This window comes from Chryseobacterium luquanense (assembly GCF_026460945.1).
Lineage (GTDB): Bacteria > Bacteroidota > Bacteroidia > Flavobacteriales > Weeksellaceae > Chryseobacterium > Chryseobacterium luquanense.
This window is the reverse complement of record NZ_JAOVZV010000019.1, coordinates 61,850-82,407: the sequence shown is the minus strand read 5'-3', so window position 1 is coordinate 82,407 and position 20,558 is coordinate 61,850. Positions and strand designations below refer to the sequence as shown.

At 34.2% G+C, this 20,558-nt stretch carries 22 protein-coding genes; 12 read left to right on the top strand and 10 right to left on the bottom strand.

The genetic code is table 11. The annotated features are described in order from the left end of the window. Window positions 1–128: 128 nt before the first annotated feature. Together OEA66_RS16590 and OEA66_RS16585 are read right to left on the bottom strand one after the other, a co-directional pair. On the bottom strand, window positions 129–473 hold the full coding sequence (locus OEA66_RS16590; protein WP_267282428.1) for a phage holin family protein: 345 nt from the start codon (window positions 471–473) through the stop codon (window positions 129–131). A gap of 56 nt (window positions 474–529) precedes the next feature. Next, window positions 530–952: a PaaI family thioesterase gene (locus OEA66_RS16585; protein ID WP_267282427.1), complete on the bottom strand. Its 423-nt coding sequence runs from the start codon at window positions 950–952 to the stop codon at window positions 530–532. 148 nt (window positions 953–1,100) lie between these two features. Between OEA66_RS16585 and OEA66_RS16580 the strand changes: the two genes are divergently transcribed. Further along, the gene (locus OEA66_RS16580; protein WP_267282426.1) at window positions 1,101–2,405 is read left to right on the top strand and encodes a DEAD/DEAH box helicase; all 1,305 of its coding nucleotides are present in this window, start codon (window positions 1,101–1,103) and stop codon (window positions 2,403–2,405) included. 59 nt (window positions 2,406–2,464) lie between these two features. Here OEA66_RS16580 and OEA66_RS16575 read toward each other — a convergent pair whose 3' ends face one another. After that, window positions 2,465–3,358, bottom strand: a complete 894-nt coding sequence (locus OEA66_RS16575) for an SMP-30/gluconolactonase/LRE family protein (RefSeq protein WP_267282425.1) — start codon at window positions 3,356–3,358, stop codon at window positions 2,465–2,467. 81 nt (window positions 3,359–3,439) lie between these two features. Between OEA66_RS16575 and OEA66_RS16570 the strand changes: the two genes are divergently transcribed. The 3 genes from OEA66_RS16570 to OEA66_RS16560 all read left to right on the top strand — a co-directional run bounded on the left by OEA66_RS16570 (window position 3,440) and on the right by OEA66_RS16560 (window position 5,523). Continuing rightward, on the top strand, window positions 3,440–3,784 hold the full coding sequence (locus tag OEA66_RS16570) for a MerR family transcriptional regulator (RefSeq protein WP_047445952.1): 345 nt from the start codon (window positions 3,440–3,442) through the stop codon (window positions 3,782–3,784). 31 nt (window positions 3,785–3,815) lie between these two features. Next, window positions 3,816–3,968, top strand: coding sequence for a hypothetical protein (locus tag OEA66_RS16565; RefSeq protein WP_267282424.1), 153 nt, complete (start codon window positions 3,816–3,818; stop codon window positions 3,966–3,968). A gap of 247 nt (window positions 3,969–4,215) precedes the next feature. Further along, a complete protein-coding gene (locus OEA66_RS16560; RefSeq protein ID WP_267282423.1) occupies window positions 4,216–5,523 on the top strand; it encodes a ComEA family DNA-binding protein in 1,308 nt (435 codons plus the stop codon). Window positions 5,524–5,644: 121 nt separating this feature from the next. Here the strand turns inward: OEA66_RS16560 and OEA66_RS16555 are convergent, their stop codons facing one another. From OEA66_RS16555 to OEA66_RS16545, 3 genes are all read right to left on the bottom strand, one after another. Next, entirely contained in the window at window positions 5,645–7,771 is a 2,127-nt protein-coding gene (locus tag OEA66_RS16555; protein ID WP_267282422.1) for a type IA DNA topoisomerase, read from the bottom strand. Window positions 7,772–7,998: 227 nt separating this feature from the next. Continuing rightward, entirely contained in the window at window positions 7,999–8,553 is a 555-nt protein-coding gene (locus OEA66_RS16550; protein ID WP_267282421.1) for a DUF2652 domain-containing protein, read from the bottom strand. Window positions 8,554–8,674: 121 nt separating this feature from the next. Continuing rightward, the gene (locus OEA66_RS16545) at window positions 8,675–9,421 is read right to left on the bottom strand and encodes a metallophosphoesterase (protein ID WP_267282420.1); all 747 of its coding nucleotides are present in this window, start codon (window positions 9,419–9,421) and stop codon (window positions 8,675–8,677) included. Between the two features lie 356 nt (window positions 9,422–9,777). Between OEA66_RS16545 and OEA66_RS16540 the strand changes: the two genes are divergently transcribed. From OEA66_RS16540 to OEA66_RS16520, 5 genes are all read left to right on the top strand, one after another. Further along, window positions 9,778–10,776: an EamA family transporter gene (locus OEA66_RS16540; RefSeq protein ID WP_267282419.1), complete on the top strand. Its 999-nt coding sequence runs from the start codon at window positions 9,778–9,780 to the stop codon at window positions 10,774–10,776. Between the two features lie 14 nt (window positions 10,777–10,790). Beyond that, the gene (locus tag OEA66_RS16535; protein ID WP_267282418.1) at window positions 10,791–11,819 is read left to right on the top strand and encodes a methionine ABC transporter ATP-binding protein; all 1,029 of its coding nucleotides are present in this window, start codon (window positions 10,791–10,793) and stop codon (window positions 11,817–11,819) included. Further along, on the top strand, window positions 11,812–12,468 hold the full coding sequence (metI, locus tag OEA66_RS16530; RefSeq protein WP_129534458.1) for a methionine ABC transporter permease MetI: 657 nt from the start codon (window positions 11,812–11,814) through the stop codon (window positions 12,466–12,468). Before OEA66_RS16535 ends, metI begins: the two co-directional genes overlap by 8 nt. A gap of 47 nt (window positions 12,469–12,515) precedes the next feature. Beyond that, on the top strand, window positions 12,516–13,325 hold the full coding sequence (gene metQ, locus OEA66_RS16525; RefSeq protein WP_267282417.1) for a methionine ABC transporter substrate-binding lipoprotein MetQ: 810 nt from the start codon (window positions 12,516–12,518) through the stop codon (window positions 13,323–13,325). A 380-nt stretch (window positions 13,326–13,705) separates the two neighbouring features. Beyond that, window positions 13,706–15,967, top strand: coding sequence for a glycoside hydrolase family 3 C-terminal domain-containing protein (locus tag OEA66_RS16520; RefSeq protein ID WP_267282416.1), 2,262 nt, complete (start codon window positions 13,706–13,708; stop codon window positions 15,965–15,967). Between the two features lie 80 nt (window positions 15,968–16,047). Here the strand turns inward: OEA66_RS16520 and OEA66_RS16515 are convergent, their stop codons facing one another. The 3 genes from OEA66_RS16515 to OEA66_RS16505 form a co-directional block, all read right to left on the bottom strand. Next, window positions 16,048–16,431, bottom strand: a complete 384-nt coding sequence (locus OEA66_RS16515) for a hypothetical protein (protein WP_267282415.1) — start codon at window positions 16,429–16,431, stop codon at window positions 16,048–16,050. 249 nt (window positions 16,432–16,680) lie between these two features. Then, window positions 16,681–17,229: a type 1 glutamine amidotransferase domain-containing protein gene (locus tag OEA66_RS16510; protein WP_267282414.1), complete on the bottom strand. Its 549-nt coding sequence runs from the start codon at window positions 17,227–17,229 to the stop codon at window positions 16,681–16,683. 112 nt (window positions 17,230–17,341) lie between these two features. Further along, a complete protein-coding gene (locus OEA66_RS16505; RefSeq protein WP_267282413.1) occupies window positions 17,342–17,614 on the bottom strand; it encodes a DUF1294 domain-containing protein in 273 nt (90 codons plus the stop codon). Between the two features lie 101 nt (window positions 17,615–17,715). On the opposite strand from OEA66_RS16505, the gene OEA66_RS16500 reads away from it, so the two are divergent. Then, a complete protein-coding gene (locus OEA66_RS16500; protein ID WP_267282412.1) occupies window positions 17,716–18,072 on the top strand; it encodes a hypothetical protein in 357 nt (118 codons plus the stop codon). 300 nt (window positions 18,073–18,372) lie between these two features. After that, a complete protein-coding gene (locus OEA66_RS16495) occupies window positions 18,373–18,678 on the top strand; it encodes a hypothetical protein (protein WP_267282411.1) in 306 nt (101 codons plus the stop codon). Window positions 18,679–19,010: 332 nt separating this feature from the next. Here OEA66_RS16495 and OEA66_RS16490 read toward each other — a convergent pair whose 3' ends face one another. Next, window positions 19,011–19,895, bottom strand: coding sequence for a CPBP family intramembrane glutamic endopeptidase (locus OEA66_RS16490; protein WP_267282410.1), 885 nt, complete (start codon window positions 19,893–19,895; stop codon window positions 19,011–19,013). A gap of 235 nt (window positions 19,896–20,130) precedes the next feature. Between OEA66_RS16490 and OEA66_RS16485 the strand changes: the two genes are divergently transcribed. Continuing rightward, window positions 20,131–20,502: a SpoIIAA family protein gene (locus tag OEA66_RS16485; protein WP_267282409.1), complete on the top strand. Its 372-nt coding sequence runs from the start codon at window positions 20,131–20,133 to the stop codon at window positions 20,500–20,502. Window positions 20,503–20,558 lie beyond the last annotated feature (56 nt).

Here is a 20,558-nt window from a genome sequence, read left to right as displayed (position 1 = left end):
CCATCATTTTCGTAATAAATTTACACAAAATATATAATATTTTTGAAATTTTTTAACCTTAAAGAACAAAAAAGTGAAAACTTTTTGTTTCCACTTTTATAATAATGAATATGATAATATTTTTAAAACTAATCTTTATCTGCAAACATTGAATTCGCCAATGAAGTAATTATTGATAAAGCAATACTGAAAATAAATGCCCACCAAAAGCCATCAACTTTCATAGAATCTATAAAATAATCTGCAACTAAAATAATTATTGCATTGATGACCAAAGCAAAAAATCCTAAAGTAATAATCGTCAACGGAAGACCAAAAAGACTCAAAATTGGTTTCAAGATAAGGTTTAAAACTCCTAGAACGATGGCAAAAATAACCGCTCCACCGAAGCCGTCAAAATGAACACCCGGAAGAATTTTTGTAAGTAAAAAAGCGACAATTGCCGTGATAAAAAGTCGGATAAGTATATTCATAGTTTTTAATTTTAATGCATTGATTTTAACAAAAGCTGTTCCAATAATTATTGAGATTATTTAATTTTCATCATGGTGACGAGAGAAGTTGCGACATGACTTTCTGAACTACGATCTTCATTTACTGTATAAATTTCTGTTCTGATCACACTAATTTTACTTCCTCCTTTTACAACATACGCTTTTGAAACTAAAGCATCGCCAATAGCAGGTCGGAGATAATTAACTTTCAATTCAACCGTTACGACATAACAATCTTGTTCATAATGACTTACTGCAGCATAGCCTGAAGAAATATCTACCAAAGAGGCAATCATTGCTCCATTAAACATTCCGGCAGTTCTAGTCATCATTTCCATTTTTGGAATTTTAATGGAGACGAAATCTGTTTCTACTTCTAAAAGTTCGGCTTTATAAAATTTTAAAGTTTCAGAGCGTTTGAAACTGTCGGTCATGAGTTTTCTTTTCTCGTGAGTCATATTGGGTTTTAGGGTTTTAGAGTTGAAATTACTTTTACTTTGCTCTTTTTACTTTTACTTTATTTTAGTTCTTTAAATATTTTGATGTAAAGTTCTTTAAATTAATTTAAAAATTTCTACAAAAATTCTTTTCACTTACCTTTGCAAAATGGAATTAGAAGCTATCTATCAAAAACTGCAGATTCAGGATATGAATCAAATGCAGAAATCTACATACAAAACTACTGAAAACAATACAGATGTTGTATTGCTTTCACCTACAGGATCTGGGAAGACACTTGCTTTTCTTTTTCCGGTTCTAAGAAATTTAAAGAAAGAATCTACAGGAATTCAGGCCTTAATTTTGGTTCCGGCGAGAGAATTGGCATTGCAGATTGAACAGGTTTTCAAATCGATGGGAACAGATTTTAAGGTGACGGTTTGCTACGGTGGTCACGATAAAAAGATTGAAATGAATAATCTCAAGGAAGCTCCTGCTGTACTGATCGGAACACCGGGAAGAGTTGCTTATCACATGAGAAATAAAAATCTCGACGTTAAAACAATTAAAAATCTTGTACTTGATGAATTTGATAAAGCATTAGAATTTGGTTTTCATGATGATATGGAATACATTATCGAAAATATGTACAATCTTTATCAAAGAATTCTTACTTCCGCAACTTCCATGAACGAAATTCCAAAGTTTACTGGATTAAAAAACGAAAAACTCGTTGATTTCTTAAAACTAGAACACAAGCCTGATATTCAGCTGAGAAAAGTAATGACGCTTTCTGAGGAAAAACTTGATACTTTATTTCATCTTATTTGTAAAATCGGGAATAAAAGAACGCTGATTTTCTGTAATCACAGAGAAACTGTTGACCGTATTGCTGATTTGCTTTTAGATAAAGGAATTGCCAGAGAAACTTTCCACGGCGGGATGGAACAGGATGAACGAGAACGTGCTTTGCTGAAATTCAGAAATGATACAGCGAGAGTTTTAATTACTACAGATTTAGCGGCAAGAGGTTTAGACGTTCCGGAAGTAGAATCTATTGTGCATTATCAGTTGCCGACAACAGAAGATGCTTTCATTCACAGAAACGGTCGTACTGCAAGAATGAATGCGAAAGGTTTCGCCTATATTGTGATGACAGAAGATGAAAAATTTCCTTTCATTAAAAAAGATACACCTGAAGAATCTGTTAAAGAATTTTCAAAAGTTCCTGCCAATCCGCCATTTCAAACGATTTACATCAGTGCCGGAAAAAAAGATAAAGTGAATAAAGTAGATATCGTTGGATATTTAATCAAGAAAGGTGAACTGCAAAAAGAAGATTTAGGTCTTATTGAAGTAAAAGATACGACGTCTTATGTTGCCGTTTCAAGATCTAAAGTAAGAGAATTACTTAAAAAATTAAGCACTGAAAAACTAAAAGGTAAAAAGGTAAAAATGGAGGTAGCTTATTAGATTAAGACTGAGGTTTAGTTTGACAGAATGTTTCGCTAAACCTCATCCTTATCCTAAATCTATTTTAAAGCCGATGTTTTTGTTGGCAAAGTGTAGACAGATTTTGAGGCAGTAATAAAAAGAATGTTATTTTTTTCGCCACCAAAAGTCACATTTCCAGTCCAATCTTCCGGGATTTTGATGTGATGAATTTTTTCACCTTTAGAATTGAAAACCGTTACTCCATCTCCTGTTAAATAGAGATTTTCTTCTTGGTCCAAAGTCATTCCGTCTGAACCCATTTCACAGAATAATTTTTTCTCAGACAATTTTCCTTCGCCTAAAATATCATAAACATAGGTTTTTCCGGCATCAATATCTGAAACATATAATTTTTTATACTTTGTACTTCCGATAATTCCATTCGGTTGAACAAAAGTTTCAAGCTTTGAGATTTTTCCGTTTTTATTTCGATAATACAGATTTTTTTCAGGAATTTCTACTTTAAAATCTTCCCAGTAATCTCTTTTATATAAAGGATCAGTAAAATAAATTCCCCCATTTTTGTCTAACCATAAATCGTTTGGTCCATTTAGTCTTTTTCCTTCAAAACCTTTAGACAAAACTTCGATTGATTTATCTTTTGAGATTTTCCAAATTTCTCCTTTATTATCCGAACAGGTAATTAAATTGTCTTGTTTGTCAAAATAAGTTCCGTTTGCACGACCTGTTTTATCTAAAAAAACTGAAATTTTGTCTGTTTTCCAGTCCCAAACATAAATTTTATCGTTCGGCTGATCGGTAAAATAAACATTTCCTGATTGATCTGTTGCAGGACCTTCTGTAAATTTAAATTTATCTGAAACTAATTTCGGTTCTGTATTTTCATAAAACATAGTAGTATAATTTGTTGATTTGCAACTCTGTAATGCTAAAACCAAACCAACTAAACCCAGACTCCATATATTTTTCATTCTTCTAAAATTTAAAGTTTACAATTTACGATTTGCTGTGTAGTTTAAAAAATATTTATCTTTGAATTTTCAGGATTTAAAATGAAGACAAATTTACCCGACAAACTGTATTATTCAATTGGCGAAGTTGCAAAAGCTTTCGACGTAAACGCTTCATTGATACGATATTGGGAACAAGAATTCCCGATTATCAAGCCTAAAAAAAACAAAAAAGGAAACCGCTATTTTACTCCTGAAGATATTAAGAACCTGAAAATCATTTATCATTTGGTAAAAGAAAAAGGGTATACCCTTGACGGAGCGAGAATTGCGTTGACCACCAACTCAAAAATTTCGGAAACTGTTACTTTAATCGACCGATTAGAATTTGTAAAAGCTGAATTATTAAAACTGAAAGAATCTTTAGTAGAAAAGGATTCTGAATAAAATACATTTTAAAATGTTTAAATTTAAAAGCATGAAACAAAGCATGATTATGGCCGGAATCGCATTGATCATGATTATTTTGGGCGTAGTTTTTAAGATTAATACATTCTTATTGAGTGCAGTAATCGGAATCTTTTTAGGTTCAATTGTACAAATTTTCACTAACAGAAAAAGTACATCTTAATTTTTTTTATTTTTTCTATTAAATTAATTTCTGAGCCGTTATGTAATTGACGATTAAGTTCTTTTATCTGAAAATCATTTAGATCACCATTTATCCCAATACCAAGCTGAGACTGCAACAATCTAATAAACAGATATTTAATTGTTATTTTTTTTTCATTTTATTAAGTAGTGAATTAAATTAATTCATATCTTTATTGTATGATGATTTTGAGAAATTAAAATTATTTCAAAAACATAAAATACAAATGATGAAAAAAAATTACTATCAAAAGATAGCAGTTTTGGGAATACTGTTTCTTGCACTCAGTATCTTTCAAAATTATACAGAAAAAGGCGACGAAAAATTTCCCGAACTTACTTTTATCTCCGAAGATTTACCAACTGAATCCCTGTCTGAGTTCGATCCGAATGATTTAGACGAAAACCAATGGCAAAAGCTCGGCTTTTCTGAAAAGCAAACGGTAACGATTTTAAAATATAAGAAAATTGTCGGTGGAAAATTTCTTTCCAAAGAGCAATTCAAAAAATGTTATGCGGTTTCTGAGGAAAAATTCGCTCAACTTCAAACATTAATCTTACTTCCTGAAACCAATTCTGAAGCAAAAGGAAATTCTGGATTTAAAAATTATGAAAAGAAAACTTTAAACATCACAAGAAAATTTAATCCGGATAAGCTTTCACAATCTGATTGGGAAAATATGGGATTTTCTGAGAAACAATCTGCCGCCATTTTGAAATACAAAAGTTATCTCGGTGGAAGTTTTGTGAGCAAAGAAAAGTTTAAAGAGTGCTTTATTATCAATGAAGAAAACTATGCGAAACTTGAACCCTATCTTATTTTACCTGCAAAAACTCCTGCCAATTTTGATGCTTATGCAGGAAAATCAAAATCTTTTAAATTTAAAACTCCACAAACTTCTTTTGATCCGAATACCCTGGATGTGAACGGTTGGATGGCTTTGGGATTTTCTGAAAAACAGGCGACTGTGATTGTAAATTACCGTGATAGAAATTTGAAAGGAAGCTTTAAAACTTTAGATGATATTAAAAATTGCTTTGTCATTTCAGCAGAAAAGTTTGAAGAATTAAAACCTTACATCAAACTCAATGCTTCCACAATGGCAAAAAATTCTAATGATAAGAAGCCCGAGTTTAAACAGGAAAAAACAGATTTCTCAAAAACAGATATGAATTCTGTTACATTCAAACAGCTATTAGAATTTGGCTTGGACGAAAAAAGTGCAGGTTCAATGATTGGTTTCAGAAAAAAACTGGGCGGATTTATGACGAAAAATCAGATTCTCGAAACCTACAATATTGACAAAGAATTGGTTCAGAAATTATTAAGTATTGCTCCACTCGACAATTCGAACGTTGAACGACACACTTTGGTAGACGCTCCCGAAGAATGGCTGAAAAATCATCCTTATTTTAAATATTCTGCTGATAAAATTATTTATTACAGAATCAGTAATCCCGATGATAAGAAAATTTGGAAATTTTTGAAAACCAAGCCCGAGTATGAAGCGAGAATGAGACTTTATTTGAAGTAATGATTAAAATTTAATGATTAAATTATCATATTTTTTGTCATTCCGACGGAATCCCAACTGTAAAAATCCAATAAATAAACTAAATTCCTTCGAAATGACAAATGGTATATTAATCAATTGATTATGAATTCAAATGAATTATAAATTCAGGAGATAATGAGATTATTCCTTCGCTTAAACTTTCCGGATGTGTGGTGAAGCCTTTTAACTTTGAAGTTTTTCCTTTTAAAACTAAATCCATTAATTGTTTATCGGAAAGCTTTTTGCCAAAAATATCAAATGAAACTTTAAATCCGCAGTTTTTAAAATCGGAACATCCGACTGCGGTTTTTCCTTTCATCAGATGGTATGCTTTGCATTTCGGACATTTTGTTTCTTCCCAGGACTGCAGCTCTTTTTTTACGGCAGGTTCACGTTTTTTCTTTTCTTTAACCTCTTCTTTTTCTTCATGCAAGGTGAAGACTTTCGCTTTTCCGTCGACGACTTTTTTGGTGAGTTCTCTGATCATTTGAATCAATTCATCTTTGAACTGATTGGCTTCATATTCACCACTCTCTATTTTACGAAGCTTCAATTCCCACTCCCCTGTCAATTCAGGGCTTTTCAATAATTCATCTTCAATCGTATCGATTAGCTGAATTCCTGTTGAAGTCGCAACTAAGTTTTTCTTTTTCCTTTCAATATATTTTCTTTTGAAAAGCGTTTCAATAATATTAGCACGGGTTGAAGGTCTACCAATTCCGTTGTTCTTCAACATTTCACGAAGTTCTTCATCGTCGACCTGCTTTCCGGCAGTTTCCATAGCTCGAAGTAAAGTTGCTTCGGTATAAGCTTTTGGTGGAGAAGTTTTTCCCTGATGAATCATTGGTTCGTGCGGTCCGGTTTCTCCAACTTTAAATTCAGGAATAGTCTGTTCTTCTTCCTTATCTTTTTCTTTATCGGTCGGTTCTTCTTTGGCATCTTTTGCATAAACAGCTCTCCAGCCCGGCTCGAGAATCTGTCTTCCACTTGTTTTAAACGGAATTGTTCCCACCTGAGCTTCCACCAAAGTGTTAGAAATTTTACATTCAGGATAAAAAACAGCGATAAAACGCTTCGCAATTAAATCATAAATCAGTTTTTCTTCTCTGCTTAAATTTTGTGTCGGCGGAATTTCGGTCGGAATAATTGCGTGGTGATCCGTCACTTTTGCATCATCAAAAACTGCTTTCGATTTTGGAATTGGCTGTTCCAGCAAAGGCGAAATTAAATCTTTATAAATGACCATGCTTTGAAGAATTCCGCCGATTTTAGGATATAAACTTTCGGATAGATACGTCGTATCGACACGCGGATAGGTCACGTGCTTTTTCTCGTAAAGACTCTGAATATATTTTAAAGTGCTGTCTGCAGAATACCCGAATTTTTTGTTGGCTTCAACCTGAAGTCCGGTCAAATCAAACAGTCTCGGATTTTTTTCTTTTCCTTCTTTAATTTCAAATGAAATAATCTCAAAAGGATTCACTTTCAGATATTCCAAACCTTTTTCGGCTCGGTCTAAAGTTTTTAAACGGTCGATTGCAGCATTGAAAATAACGTCACGGTATTTAGTTTTCAGTTCCCAATATTCTTCGGTGGAGAATGCATCAATTTCTTTCTGACGCTGAACCAGCATCGCCAAAGTAGGAGTCTGCACTCTTCCAATGGACAAAACGGCTTTGTTTCCGCCAAATCTTTTTGTAAAAAGCCTTGTGGCATTGATTCCCAACAACCAATCTCCTATCGCTCTTGCATTTCCTGCGAGGTAAAGATTTTTGTAATCTTCAGCAGGTTTCAATTTCTGAAAACCTTCTTTAATGGCTTCTTCCGTCAATGATGAAATCCACAAACGCTGTACGGGTTTGTCGCATTTTGCTTTCTGCAAAACCCATCGCTGAATGAGTTCTCCCTCCTGCCCGGCATCCCCGCAATTGATGACCTCATCACATTCGGCGACCAATCTTTCTATAACTTTAAACTGATTTTCAACCCCTTGATTCGGAATTAATTTTATTCCGAAATTAGTGGGAATAATCGGCAGCAAAAACAAATTCCAAGATTTGTATTGAGGACCGTAATCATGAGGTTCTTTAAGGGTGCAAAGATGTCCGAAAGTCCATGTCACGCAGTAGCCGTTTCCTTCCATATAGCCCTGTTTAGGCATGGTTGCGCCCAATACTTTGGCAATATCTCTGGCAACGCTGGGTTTTTCGGCAATACAAAGTTTCATGAATATTCGGAATTATTGAGAGGGGTGCAAAAGTCGGGATTTTTTTTGGAATCATCCAAATTTAGTTCATATTAAAACCTCTGCTATTTAGTTTTAAAAATAATACTAATGACTGATTATTTCATTTCATCATATTATCATCAAACTATAGATTAAGACACTTGGTAATAAAAACGGTTTTTGTAATTTGCCTAATGTATTAAAGCAAATAACAATAAATAAATTTACTACTCTATATTTCCAAAATATTGAATCGCCCCTACTTCTGATACCTGCATCGGTTCTTTATTTGAATCAGCTTCATCCTTCTGAGAATTCTCCAAAAAAGAATGACTGTACAAAGCATAAGAAGGTTGCTCAGCCAAATCATTTTTCAGCATTTGATGAGCTTCTACAATGGGTTTCCCGTATAGTTTTTTGAAACTTCCGATGTTGTATTGCGTAAATTTTCCGTAGTGGACGATAAATTTTAATGATAATTCGATGGTGGTATTCAACATTTCGCTCAGTTCCAGAATTTTCATATTGAAAGCATTTCTCATATTTCGAAGCATCTTAGAAACTTTTTGGTAGGAAGGCTTTTGGTCGTATTTATAGAACAAAATCGCATCGCCCTCAATTTCAGAAATATCAAAATACTGATTGTTTACGTCAATCAAAATAGAAAGTAGTTGTCTTACAATATATTCTCCGGTATAAAGTTTTGTATTGAACACAAATTCAGTGAATCCACTGAAATCGGGAATCAGAATAATCCCGTTTTGAATGCTTGTATTCTTCATAATTTCCATGGCTTAAAACCTTTGCTGAAAGAGACGAAGATGGGAGGCTTTTACTTTACGGGACTTTGAAAAATCATATACATTTTTTTAAACCGGAACATCATATGAAATTGTTGTAGCATTAAATTTCAATCATCAACTCTTTCTCATAGCCATTATACTTTTCTGTAATATAGCCATGCGGATTGCAGATAATTTCTGTTTCACCAATTTTATATCTTGCTGGCGTGTGAATGTGTCCGTGAACCCAATACAATGGTTGATGTTCTTCAATAAAATCTTCAAGATTGGAAGCATATGCCGAAGTGACCGGATCATTTTTAAAATCTTCAGGAACAGATTGCAGACTTGGTGCATGATGTGTAACCACAATATTTTTCATTCCTTTTGACTTTTCCAGACTTTCTTTCAGCCAATGTCTTGAAAATTGATTAATTTTAAAGGTATCAATAGATCTCATTTTAGAATAAGAAGGATCTCTTCTGATTAATTTATAGTCATTCATCTGAGTCTGGCAAAGACTTCCATAAGCCATCGGACTTCCAAAAATCGAAAAATCTGTCCACAAAGTTGCTCCGTGAAATCTTACATCTTCAATATCTACAAAAGAATCTTCCAGAACAAATACATTGGAATTTTTTGCAGCTTCTTTTATTTTATTTAAAGTTTTCGGATAAGAACCTTTGTAATATTCATGATTTCCAAGAACGTAAATGATGGGCTTGCCTGGAATTTGAGTTTTGATCCACTCAATTCCTTTCGTTCCTAAATTAACGTCACCTGCTAAAACCACAACATCTGCATTATCAAAAGATAATTCAGTGGAGCCGAATTCCTGATGCAAATCGCTGATGATTTGAATTTTCATGTTTTAAAAATAGTTTAATTTAAATAAAAAATGAATATTAATTTAATTTAAAAAATAAAACTCTAAAAATCAAAAGCTTAAATATGAATCATTAAAAAGTCTACTAAAAAAGTAGACTAATAAAAATATATGTTTTATATTTGCACTCGTAATCAGTTTGGAAATGAAAATGAAAACAAATTTCAGATACAATACAATGAAAATGATCAACATCAATGATATGATGATGCAATGCTGTATGCCTTTATATGTGAATTTTAGTGGATGACCTTACTTTTTATTATGACATATTTTTAAAGGCTTTACCACGTTGTAGAGCCTTTTTTATTTGCAAAAACCGATAAACAAAAAATAACATGAGTACTTTTAATTTAAAAAACAAATGGCTCGTTCCTGTAGCATTTGCCAATATTTATATCATTTGGGGAATCACTTTCCTCGCCATATCATTCGGATTGACCGGATTTCCGCCTTTTATTCTTTCAGGATTAAGATTTTTCGCTGCAGGAATTTTATTGATCGGCTATTTATTAGCAAAAGGCGAAAAAGCCAATTCATTAAAAAACTGGTGGAAAAATGCAGTCACCGGAATTCTGATTCTGACGGGCGGAACAGGGCTTGTCGCCTGGGGCGAACAATATGTTACGGCTTCTGAAGCTGCCATCACGATTGCAACAGGTCCTTTCTGGTTCATTGCAATCGATAAAAAAAACTGGAGCTATTATTTTTCAGATAAATTTATTCCGATTGGCTTATTGTTGGGATTTGCCGGACTGATTTTATTCTTAAACGGAAGCGTCAACTCGCACACCGAAAATGTAAGCTCTTCGCTTCGGATTACTGCATTTATCGTTTTAGCATTAAGTTCGGTTGCCTGGGTTTTGGGATCTTTGTATTCAAAGAAAAATCCTGCGGATCATTCGACCTTTATGAATATTTCGCAGCAGTTGATTGTGGCAGGTTTAGCTTCATTTGCTGTAGCCTTCTTCAGAAGTGAATGGACAGGATTTTCAGTGGCGACAATTCCAATTTCGGCGTGGTTGGGTTTATTATTTCTGATTTTCTTCGGATCAATTATCGCCTATATTTCTTACATCTGGCTTTTATCGGTAAAACCTGCAGCCATCGTAAGTACGCATACTTATATCAACCCAATCGTAACCGTTATTGCAGGATTTATCATTGCCAATCAAACAATTAACGGAAATCAACTGTACGGATTAGCCATCATCTTAATCGGAGTTTTATTAACCAATGTAACCAAATATTTTAAACTTTCAAAACGTTCAAAAGCAAAAATAAGAAGAGTTGCAAGACATTTCGGAAGAATCAGCAGACCTTATCAACCCATGTAATTTTAAAAAATATAATGATAGAAATTAAAAATATATCAAAGACTTTTCATCAGAAAAAACAGTCTTTTAAAGCTTTAGATAATATAAATCTCAGTATTGAAAAAGGTAATATCGTAGGAATCATCGGATTTTCGGGAGCCGGAAAAAGTACTTTGATAAGAACCGTTAATCTTCTGGAAAGACCGGATAACGGACAAATCATTATCAACGGAACCGATTTCACAAAATTAAAATCAAAACAATTGGCGAAAGAGCGTAAAAAAATCGGGATGATTTTCCAGCATTTCAATTTGCTATCGTCGAGAACGGTTTTTGAAAACATTGCACTTCCACTGGAACTGGATAATTTAAGTAAAGAAAAAATCCGTGATAAAGTAAATGAACTTTTGAAAATCGTAGGACTGGAAGATAAAGCAAGCGATTATCCGAAAAGCTTATCAGGCGGACAAAAACAAAGGGTTGCCATTGCCAGAGCTTTAGCCAACGATCCTTATCTCTTGCTCTGCGACGAAGCGACAAGTGCGTTGGATCCGGCAACCACGCAGTCTATTTTGCAGTTGCTGAGAGACATCAACCATCGTTTGGGAATCACGATTTTACTGATCACCCACGAAATGGAAGTCATCAAAGCGATCTGCAACCACGTTGCCGTCATCGACAAAGGACAATTAGTAACAAAAGGAACTTTGAGCGAAATTATTTCGAACAAAGACAATCCTATCATCAAACAATTTTTAAATTCAGGTGTTATGACTATACCGCAAGAACTCAACAAAAAACTACAGAAAGAGCCGCAAGCCGGACTTTTTCCGCTGGTTGAAATCGAATTAAACGAAAAAATAAGCGTTGAAGAACTGCTTTCAATCATTTACGATCAATATAAAATTCCATACAAACTTCTGAAAGCTGATGTGGAATATTTGGGAGATTCCAATTTTGGAAAACTTCTTCTACACTTGAAAGGTGAACGTGAAGAAAATCAGAAAGCCATCTATTACTTTAATCAGAATAACATTCAAAATACTTTAAAAGGATATGCTTAGTGATACTGTACTTTCACTTCTTTCAAAAGGAGTCTGGGAAACCGTTTACATGACTTTTGTATCAGGATTTTTCGGTTTCGTGCTTGGTCTTCCTATTGGAATTCTACTTTTTATTACAAGAAAAGGACAGCTTTTAGAGAATACTATTTACAATAGAATTCTGTCGGTTTTGGTTAATATTTTCAGATCGATTCCTTTTATTATTCTGATTGTCTGGATGATTCCCTTTACAAGATCTCTGGTAGGAACTTCCATCGGAATGAATGCAGCATTGGTTCCTTTAAGTATTGGTGCAGCACCATTTATCGCAAGATTAGTTGAAAACAGTCTTTTGGAAATTCCAAATGGTTTGATCGAAACAGCAAGAGCTTTAGGAGCAACACCGTTTCAGATTATTAAAAAAGTTCTACTGCCTGAAGCTTTGCCTTCATTGATCAATAATGCGACGATTACTTTAATCACTTTGGTCGGATATTCTGCCATGGGTGGAGCGGTCGGAGCAGGTGGATTGGGACAAATCGGGTATCAATACGGATATATCGGTTATGATGCTTTGATTATGAATCTTGTGCTTGGCTTGTTGGTAGCTTTGGTGTTTATCATCCAGTTTTCGGGTGACCGATTGGCGAAGAGGTTTGATCATCGTTGAGTTTAAACAGTTTTATAGTTATACAGTTAATAAAAAAATAATTTACAATGAAAAAAATAAAAATTTTAGGTCTTGCAGCTGGATTTTTGTTATTCGGAGCGTGTAGTTCACCTAAAAAAAATGATCCTAATTTCATTAAAGTCGGGATAACTTCCGGGCCTGAACAGGAGATTGCCGAAACTGCAAAAAAAGTAGCCAAAGAGAAATATAATCTTGAAGTTGAACTCGTTTCATTTAACGATTATGTAGTTCCGAATGAGGCTTTGAACAATGGTGATATTGATGCCAACGCATTTCAGCACGTACCGTATCTTAATGAACAATCGAAACAGCGTGGGTATAAATTAGCTGTAATCGGAAACACTTTCGTCTATCCGATTGTCGCTTATTCAAAAAAGATAAAAAACATTGGTGAACTTCAAAATGGAAGCACGATTGTAATTCCCAATGATCCAACCAACGGCGGTCGTTCTCTTCTTCTTTTACAGAAAAACAGGCTGTTAAAATTAAAAGACGGCATCGGATTATTGCCTAAAGTAACCGACATCGCTGAAAACCCAAAACAGCTGAAAATTCTTGAAATTGAAGCTCCTCAACTTCCGAGAGTTTTAGATGATAAAGAAGTAGTAATTGCCATTATCAACAATAATTTCGCAGCACAAGCCGGATTAGACGCCAACAAAAACGGAATTTTTAAAGAAGATAAAGATTCTCCCTACATGAATGTTGTAGTTTCACGAGAAGACAATAAGAATGATGAAAAAGTGAAGAACTTTTTAAAAGCGTATCAGTCTAAAGAAGTAGAAGACAAAGCCAAAGAAATTTTCAAAGGTGGTGCTGTAAAAGGCTGGAATTGATAGTTTTTGGTTGATAGTTGATAGCTGATAGTGAACTTAAAATCTTCTCCGCTGAAGAGGTAGATTTTGCGCATAAAAAGACAGGCAGGTAAAAGAATTTATGAGTATATAAAACCGTTTCGAGAAAATATCTGTCTCAAAACGGTGTTTTTTGATTTAAAGTCGGTTTCAAATTTTAATTATCACACAATCCTTTGGACGAGGAATTATTTTAATTTAAAATAAACTTTTCAAGCAAAAATCTATAAACCTCAGATTTCTAACATAAAATCTTGACCATCATCATGGTTAAAAATAACATTTCCCTGAAAACTCATTTTCTCAATTTGAGATAATAATTATTTTACCTATTTTTGTAAGCAATCAATAAAAGGTTTTTTATGTTGAAGAAAACTGTACTCTTAAGTTTGTTTACGCTAATATCTGCCTCTGCAATGGCTCAAACCAATACCACTCCTGTTTATTTAGACGAATCTAAACCTGTCGAACAGCGAATTCAGGATGCGATTTCCAGAATGACACTGGAAGAAAAAGTTGCCATGCTTCACGCACAGTCAAAGTTCAGTTCGCCCGGTGTTCCAAGATTAGGAATCCCTGAATTCTGGACAACCGACGGCCCGCATGGAGTTCGCCCTGAAGTAATGTGGGATGAATGGGATCAGGCCGGATGGACGAATGACTCTATTATCGCCTACCCTGCCCTGACTGCTCTATCCGCAACATGGAATAAGAAAATGTCCTGGAACTACGGTAAGGCATTAGGTGAAGAAGCAAGATACAGAAAGAAAGATATCCTTTTAGGACCCGGAGTCAACATCTACAGAACACCTTTGAACGGAAGAAACTTCGAATACATGGGTGAAGATCCGTACCTGACTTCTAAAATGGTCGTCCCGTACATTCAGGGAGTGCAATCCAACGGAGTGGCCACTTCTGTGAAACATTTTGCCTTAAACAATCAGGAAATGTTCCGTCACACGAGCAATGTGATTGTGGATGACAGAACGTTGTATGAAATTTACCTTCCGCCTTTCAAAGCGGCTGTAACTGAGGGAGATTCTTGGACGATTATGGGCGCTTATGATATGTACAAAAATCAGTACGCAAGCCAGAACAAATATCTTTTAAATGACATTCTGAAAGGAGAATGGAAATACAAAGGCGTGGTGGTTTCAGACTGGGGTGCAGTAAACAATACTGAGCAAGCGATTCACAACGGATTAGATGTAGAATTCGGAAGCTGGACCAACGGACTTTCTGCCGGAACAAGAAATGCGTATGACAACTATTATTTAGCAAAACCCTATTTAGATTTAATTAAATCAGGAAAAGTAGGAACTGCAGAGCTTGACGACAAAGTGACTAGACTTTTACGTTTAGCCTATAAAACGACGATGAACACCAAAAAACCATTTGGAAACATCGCGTCTGAAGAACATAAAGCAGTCGCAAAAGAAATCGGTGAAGAAGGAATTGTTTTGTTGAAAAACCAAGGCAACGTGCTTCCTATCGACATCAATAAAGCTAAAAAAATTGCCGTTATTGGTGAGAATGCCATCAAAGTAATGACTGTAGGTGGAGGTTCATCCTCATTAAAAGTAAAATACGAAACTTTACCTTTAGACGGAATTAAAGCGAAGTTTGGGAAAAGTTCTGATGTGCAGTTTGCAAGAGGTTATGTAGGGGATGTCGGTGGAGAATACAACGGTGTAAAATCCGGACAGGATTTGAAAGACAGCCGTTCGCCTGAAGAATTATTGGACGAAGCTGTTGAATTGGCAAAGAAATCAGACTACGTAATTTTTGTAGGTGGTTTAAATAAGTCCGACTTTCAGGATAGCGAAGGAAATGACAGAAAAAGCTACGGACTTCCGTATAATCAAGACAACGTAATTTCAGCTTTAGCAAAAGCAAATAAGAATTTCACCGTAGTTTTAATAAGCGGAAATGCAGTAGCAATGCCGTGGATTAAAGATGTTCCGTCTGTTGTTCAAGGTTGGTATTTGGGTTCTGAAGCAGGGAATTCTATCGCTTCTGTTTTGTCTGGTGATGCCAATCCTTCAGGAAAGCTTCCGTTTACATTTCCTGTAAAACTGGAAGATAATTCAGCTCATACGATGGGTGAATATCCCGGAAATAAAGAAGAGCTAGCTGCCGGAAAAGGAAAAGATCAGAAAAATCCGATCAACATAAAATACAACGAAGGTATCTTCGTGGGTTACCGTTGGCATGATACCAAAAAGATCAAACCATTATTCAGCTTTGGTCATGGTTTAAGCTACACCACTTTTGAGTTCGGAAAAGCAAAAGCAGATAAATCAACGATGAACCAGGATGATAAAATTACTTTCACAGTAACCGTAAAAAACACCGGTAAAAAAGCAGGTGCTGAAGTAGCACAGTTGTATATTACCGATGTAAAATCATCTGTTGAACGCCCTGCAAAGGAGTTGAAAGGTTTTGAAAAAGTATTTTTAAATCCGGGTGAACAAAAAGAAGTAACCTTTACTATCGACAAATCGGCGTTAAGTTATTTTGACGCTCAAAAGCACGACTGGGTTGCAGAACCTGGAGATTTTGAAGCGCAAATCGGAAATTCTTCTGATGCTATTAAAACTAAAGTTAAATTTACCCTACAATAATTTAATCATATTAACAGCAAATCCCCGTTACTTAGTAAGTGTCGGGGATTTTTATTTTAAAATTTGTTTAGCAGAATATATTATTTACGAATAAAACTTAACTCCATCCCTTCAATGGTGTAAGTAAGGGTAGTTTTTGTTACTTTATATTCGCAACATTGGAACTCATCACCAACTTCATTTACACAAAGTTTTCCATCTTCGAGCTTCCATTTTGTCTTTTTAGTACCGTTGTACATTTTAGTAGTTAATACTCCGTTGGCTGCAAATGTTTTTGTTAGTTCATTCTTAACAACTTTTCCATCTATTTTATAGATTTTCCATGTGCCTTCCAGACCAGTTCCTACATTTTTTTCAATTAAATGAATTGGAGTAATTGTGTTTAAAGATTTTTGTCCAAATAAGGCAGCCGTTCCTAAAACTAATCCGGCTCCAACGATTAAATTAACTGTTACTTTTTTCATGGTTCTATTTAAAACTTAAACAGTTGTAAATATATTCTAAAATATTTTAAGGAACAACGAACATCCTAGCCCCGATTGAAACGGCATCCTTTTGTGCAGCAAAGCGGAACAAAAGATATAGTGGAAAGCGGGAAAAGCTCCTAATAAAAACTTTAAATTTTATCAGAAGCTTTCCGTCTTGATTATATTTTGCTGAGATTATTTTACGTCTTATTCTTTTTGCATCAAGGCAAAAGAACCTAGAAAATATTACAAATTCTGATCTTCATGCTGCCCTTCATTAATTTCCTCCACCATTTTCGCGTTAAAGGCAGGAAGATCTTCGGGAGTACGGCTCGTAACCAAACCGTTATCCACTACTACTTCGCTGTCTTCCCATTTTGCGCCTGCATTTTTCAGGTCGATGCTGATCGAGTTTACAGAAGTCAGATTTCTACCTTCAACAGCACCTGCATTGATCAGAATTTGTGGACCGTGACAGATGGCAGCGACTGGTTTATGCTGTTTGAAAAAATCCTGAACAAAAGACAAAGCTTTATCATTCGTTCTTAACTGATCGGGATTGATAACGCCTCCCGGTAGTACCAAGGCATCATATTCTGATGCAGAAACCTCATCTAAGGTTTTATCTACATTATATTCCTGTCCCCAGTCTTTTTCAGCCCATGCTTTGATGGTTCCTGATTTTGGACTGACGATATGAGCCGTCCAACCTTGTTGTTCTAAATGTTCCTTTGGAGATTTTAATTCACTTTCTTCAAATCCGTGTGTTGCTAAAATTGCAATTTTCTTTGACATTATATTTTATTTTTGGTGTTATATGCTAACAACAAAGAAAATATAATGCCGTGGTAGCCCTGTGTGGTACTTAAAAAGTGTTAAAGTATTTGCTAGCTTTCCGGTTTTCAATCTACTCAAAACTTCCAATACTCCAATTCCAATATCCAACAAAAATGATAATCTGTATTATAATAATCCCGCAAAGTTTAAGCAAAAAACTTTTCTTAGAAACCTTATGTCTGAAAATCAGCATTGCCAAAACGGCTCCCACGGTCCCTCCAATAAATGTTAAGGTTAACAAAGAAAACTCTGAAATTCTTCTTTTATGTTGGGTCGCTTTCCATTTATCTAAGGTAAAGATTATAAAAGTGAGAAGATTGATTATTAAAAGTAGGTACAACATTATGGCAAATCTAAAACAAAAATAAATATCAGAAAACAATCAACATTCTCATTTCAACAATATAAAAAGTTTCTACATTTGTTTTTCATAAAAATAAATCAATGACAGTACAGGATTTGGCGGGAAGTTACTCTATTCAGGGAAGTAATCAGGAAGAATCAGATCACATTTCCTATCATGGAATCCTTACTCTTTCTCTTGATGAAAACAACCGCATTATTGCACAATGGATGATTGGTGACCATGAACAAAACGGTACAGGTTTTTATAAAGATCAGATTTTAGTCATTAACTTTCATTATGAAGGTGAAGATCAACATCTTTACAAAGGTGTTGCTGTGTATCGCTGTATCAATGAGAATGTATTGGAAGGTTTCTGGTCTGAGAAGCATGGTGATCCATTATATCTTGGGAGTGAATATTGTACCAGAATTCAGGTTTCTGAATTTTTGAACTGATTTAATCTTTTTAATTAAATTTTACTGATTTCTCCGAATCATACATGGTTTCTTTTTGTCTAACATTTTTCAATTTGCTTAACGCTAAAAGTTTAATGCCATTTTATTTAAGTGATTAAAATAAAATATTCGCCCCTTCGAGTGATTTTCGTAACGAAGTGAATTTATGAAGTTTTATTATATTTATAAAAAAATCGTTCTAAGATTTAGAACTGCTCAGATTTTAAAAATATAAATAATTTCATAGAATCTGAACTTTCTCAATAAACCCGCAAAAAGCATCTAATAATGCATATCAATATGAAAAAAACTTCGCATTTTACAGCACTGATTAATTTTTACCCTACAGATAATAATGGATTGGTGAGTCCTGTATCCACAGGATTTCGGGTTTTATTTCAATTTCCCTATGGACTGCAATCCTATCTTGGGGCACTCAACTTTGAGGAAGAAGAGCTCGTATTTCCCGGGGATTCAGTGTCCATTAATGTTACTTTGATTGATGCCGAGTTGTTTATCAATCAATTGTACAGCGGAATGGATTTTGAGATTAAAGATCAATCAGGAGTTATCGGAAATGGTATTGTAACGGAAACCTTTATCTAAACATATAAAACTCAGATGACTCCTTAAAACAGATATTAAAATATCATCGAGATCCATCCATCACCTTAGAACTGTGTGATAGATTTTTATAAGATTCCACGAATTACGCTGATTTAAGTCTATATTTTAACAATGAAATTCGCTACAGACTTGTCGAAACTATTTTTCTTCGAAAAATAGAAGTAATAACGATTATAACCTTAAATACTTAAACAATTATTAAACTTTTAGCGTCAAGCAAATTGAAATAATGTGATACAGAGAAAAATTTTCTGTTTGAAGCCCGACAAAATTAGGAATCAAAAAAGAAATATTATAAATGATTTTTATAATTATTCAGAAGAATTTTGAATCTCATATTCCTTCTCCAATACCTTTTTAAACTCCTCCTTTGTAAGTCCTCTTTTTGAGGAAAATTTCATATTAACAATATATTCATCAACATAAAATTTGCCTTTCCCATAAATTAGATCAAGAATATCCTGAAGATACAATTGCGTTGCTTCGATTTTATATATTTTATGATCTCTTATATCCAAACTGGTCGTCTGGGTTTCATTCAAATGGAAAAATACTTTTTCCTCAATGCTCAAAGTATAATTTGTGATTTTATCCACGTACGGACTGGCAAATAAAATCATGACGGAAGGAATCAAAATCGCAGCGACAAAATTCCAAAGCGCATGATAGAAAAATCCGTAATAAAAATTTAACCGTACTCTGATATAGCTGATAACAAATGCTCCTGAAAGCTGGCTTAAAACGATAAGGGGTGATAAAAGAAAAAACGTAATACTTTCGTTGAAATAATTTCCCGCATGAACCAAACCAAAAGCGATGCAGAGTGTATAAACAAGATAAGGGAAAACTCTGTTCCACTTTTCACAGCTGATCCTTCCCTTATATATTGAGTTATATCGTAAAACTGATCTGAATATAACTTCTTCAAAAAAAGGAACCAAAATAACAACAAGAATAAAAACCATGTAGATTGTATTTTGTTGATAATCTAAACTTTCGCTTTTCAGTGTAATAAACTTATCGATGATATAATCCAGCGGAAAAACAATGATACACGTAATTAACAATTCAAAAAAAAGAAATTTAAAAAGAATAAGTATCTTTTCTTTTGTTGAGGATTCAATCTGTTGATCGTTCGGTTTTTTCAGAAAATTAAAGAAGTCAAGAAAGACATATTTTGTGCTTAAAGTGGGCATTGTTATTCGTTTTTATTACTTATGATGAGTGTATTAATGTATCGTTTTGTTACAGCATCCCTGCCTAAATTTCTAAATATTAAACAACTTTTGGGAATGTTAAAATAATGATATCATAATTGATTTATAAAATTCTGATAAAAAGCACAATCTAAGTTTTATAATTTTTAATACCACACCATTGTTTAATGGCTTAATTATTGCCAAACTCTTCTCACCACCAAAAATATACAATATGATTACCATACTTAATGATGCACCAGACAACGTAGCGGCATTTAATGCTACAGGAGAAATCAACAGAGAAGATTTTGAAAATCTTGTCATTCCACATGTTAAAAACAAAGTGGCAAAATTCGATGAACTGAATTATATGCTGTATCTGGATACCGACTTGGAGAATGCAGATGTCAAAACCTGGCTCAAAAATTCTCTTTCAGAATTAAATACAATCACTCATTACAATCGGGCTGCGATTGTAAGTAATAATGAAAATGCAAAAACGTTCAGCGATGTAGAAGGTTTTAGTAATTTTAAATTTTTCTCGAAAGACAATGTTTATCATGCTCTCTATTGGTGCAACAACGGCAATGAGCCTGAAAAATAAACAGAATATCAAAAAGAACGCTTAAGGCGTTCTTTTTTGCTAATGGTTTTCTGCGA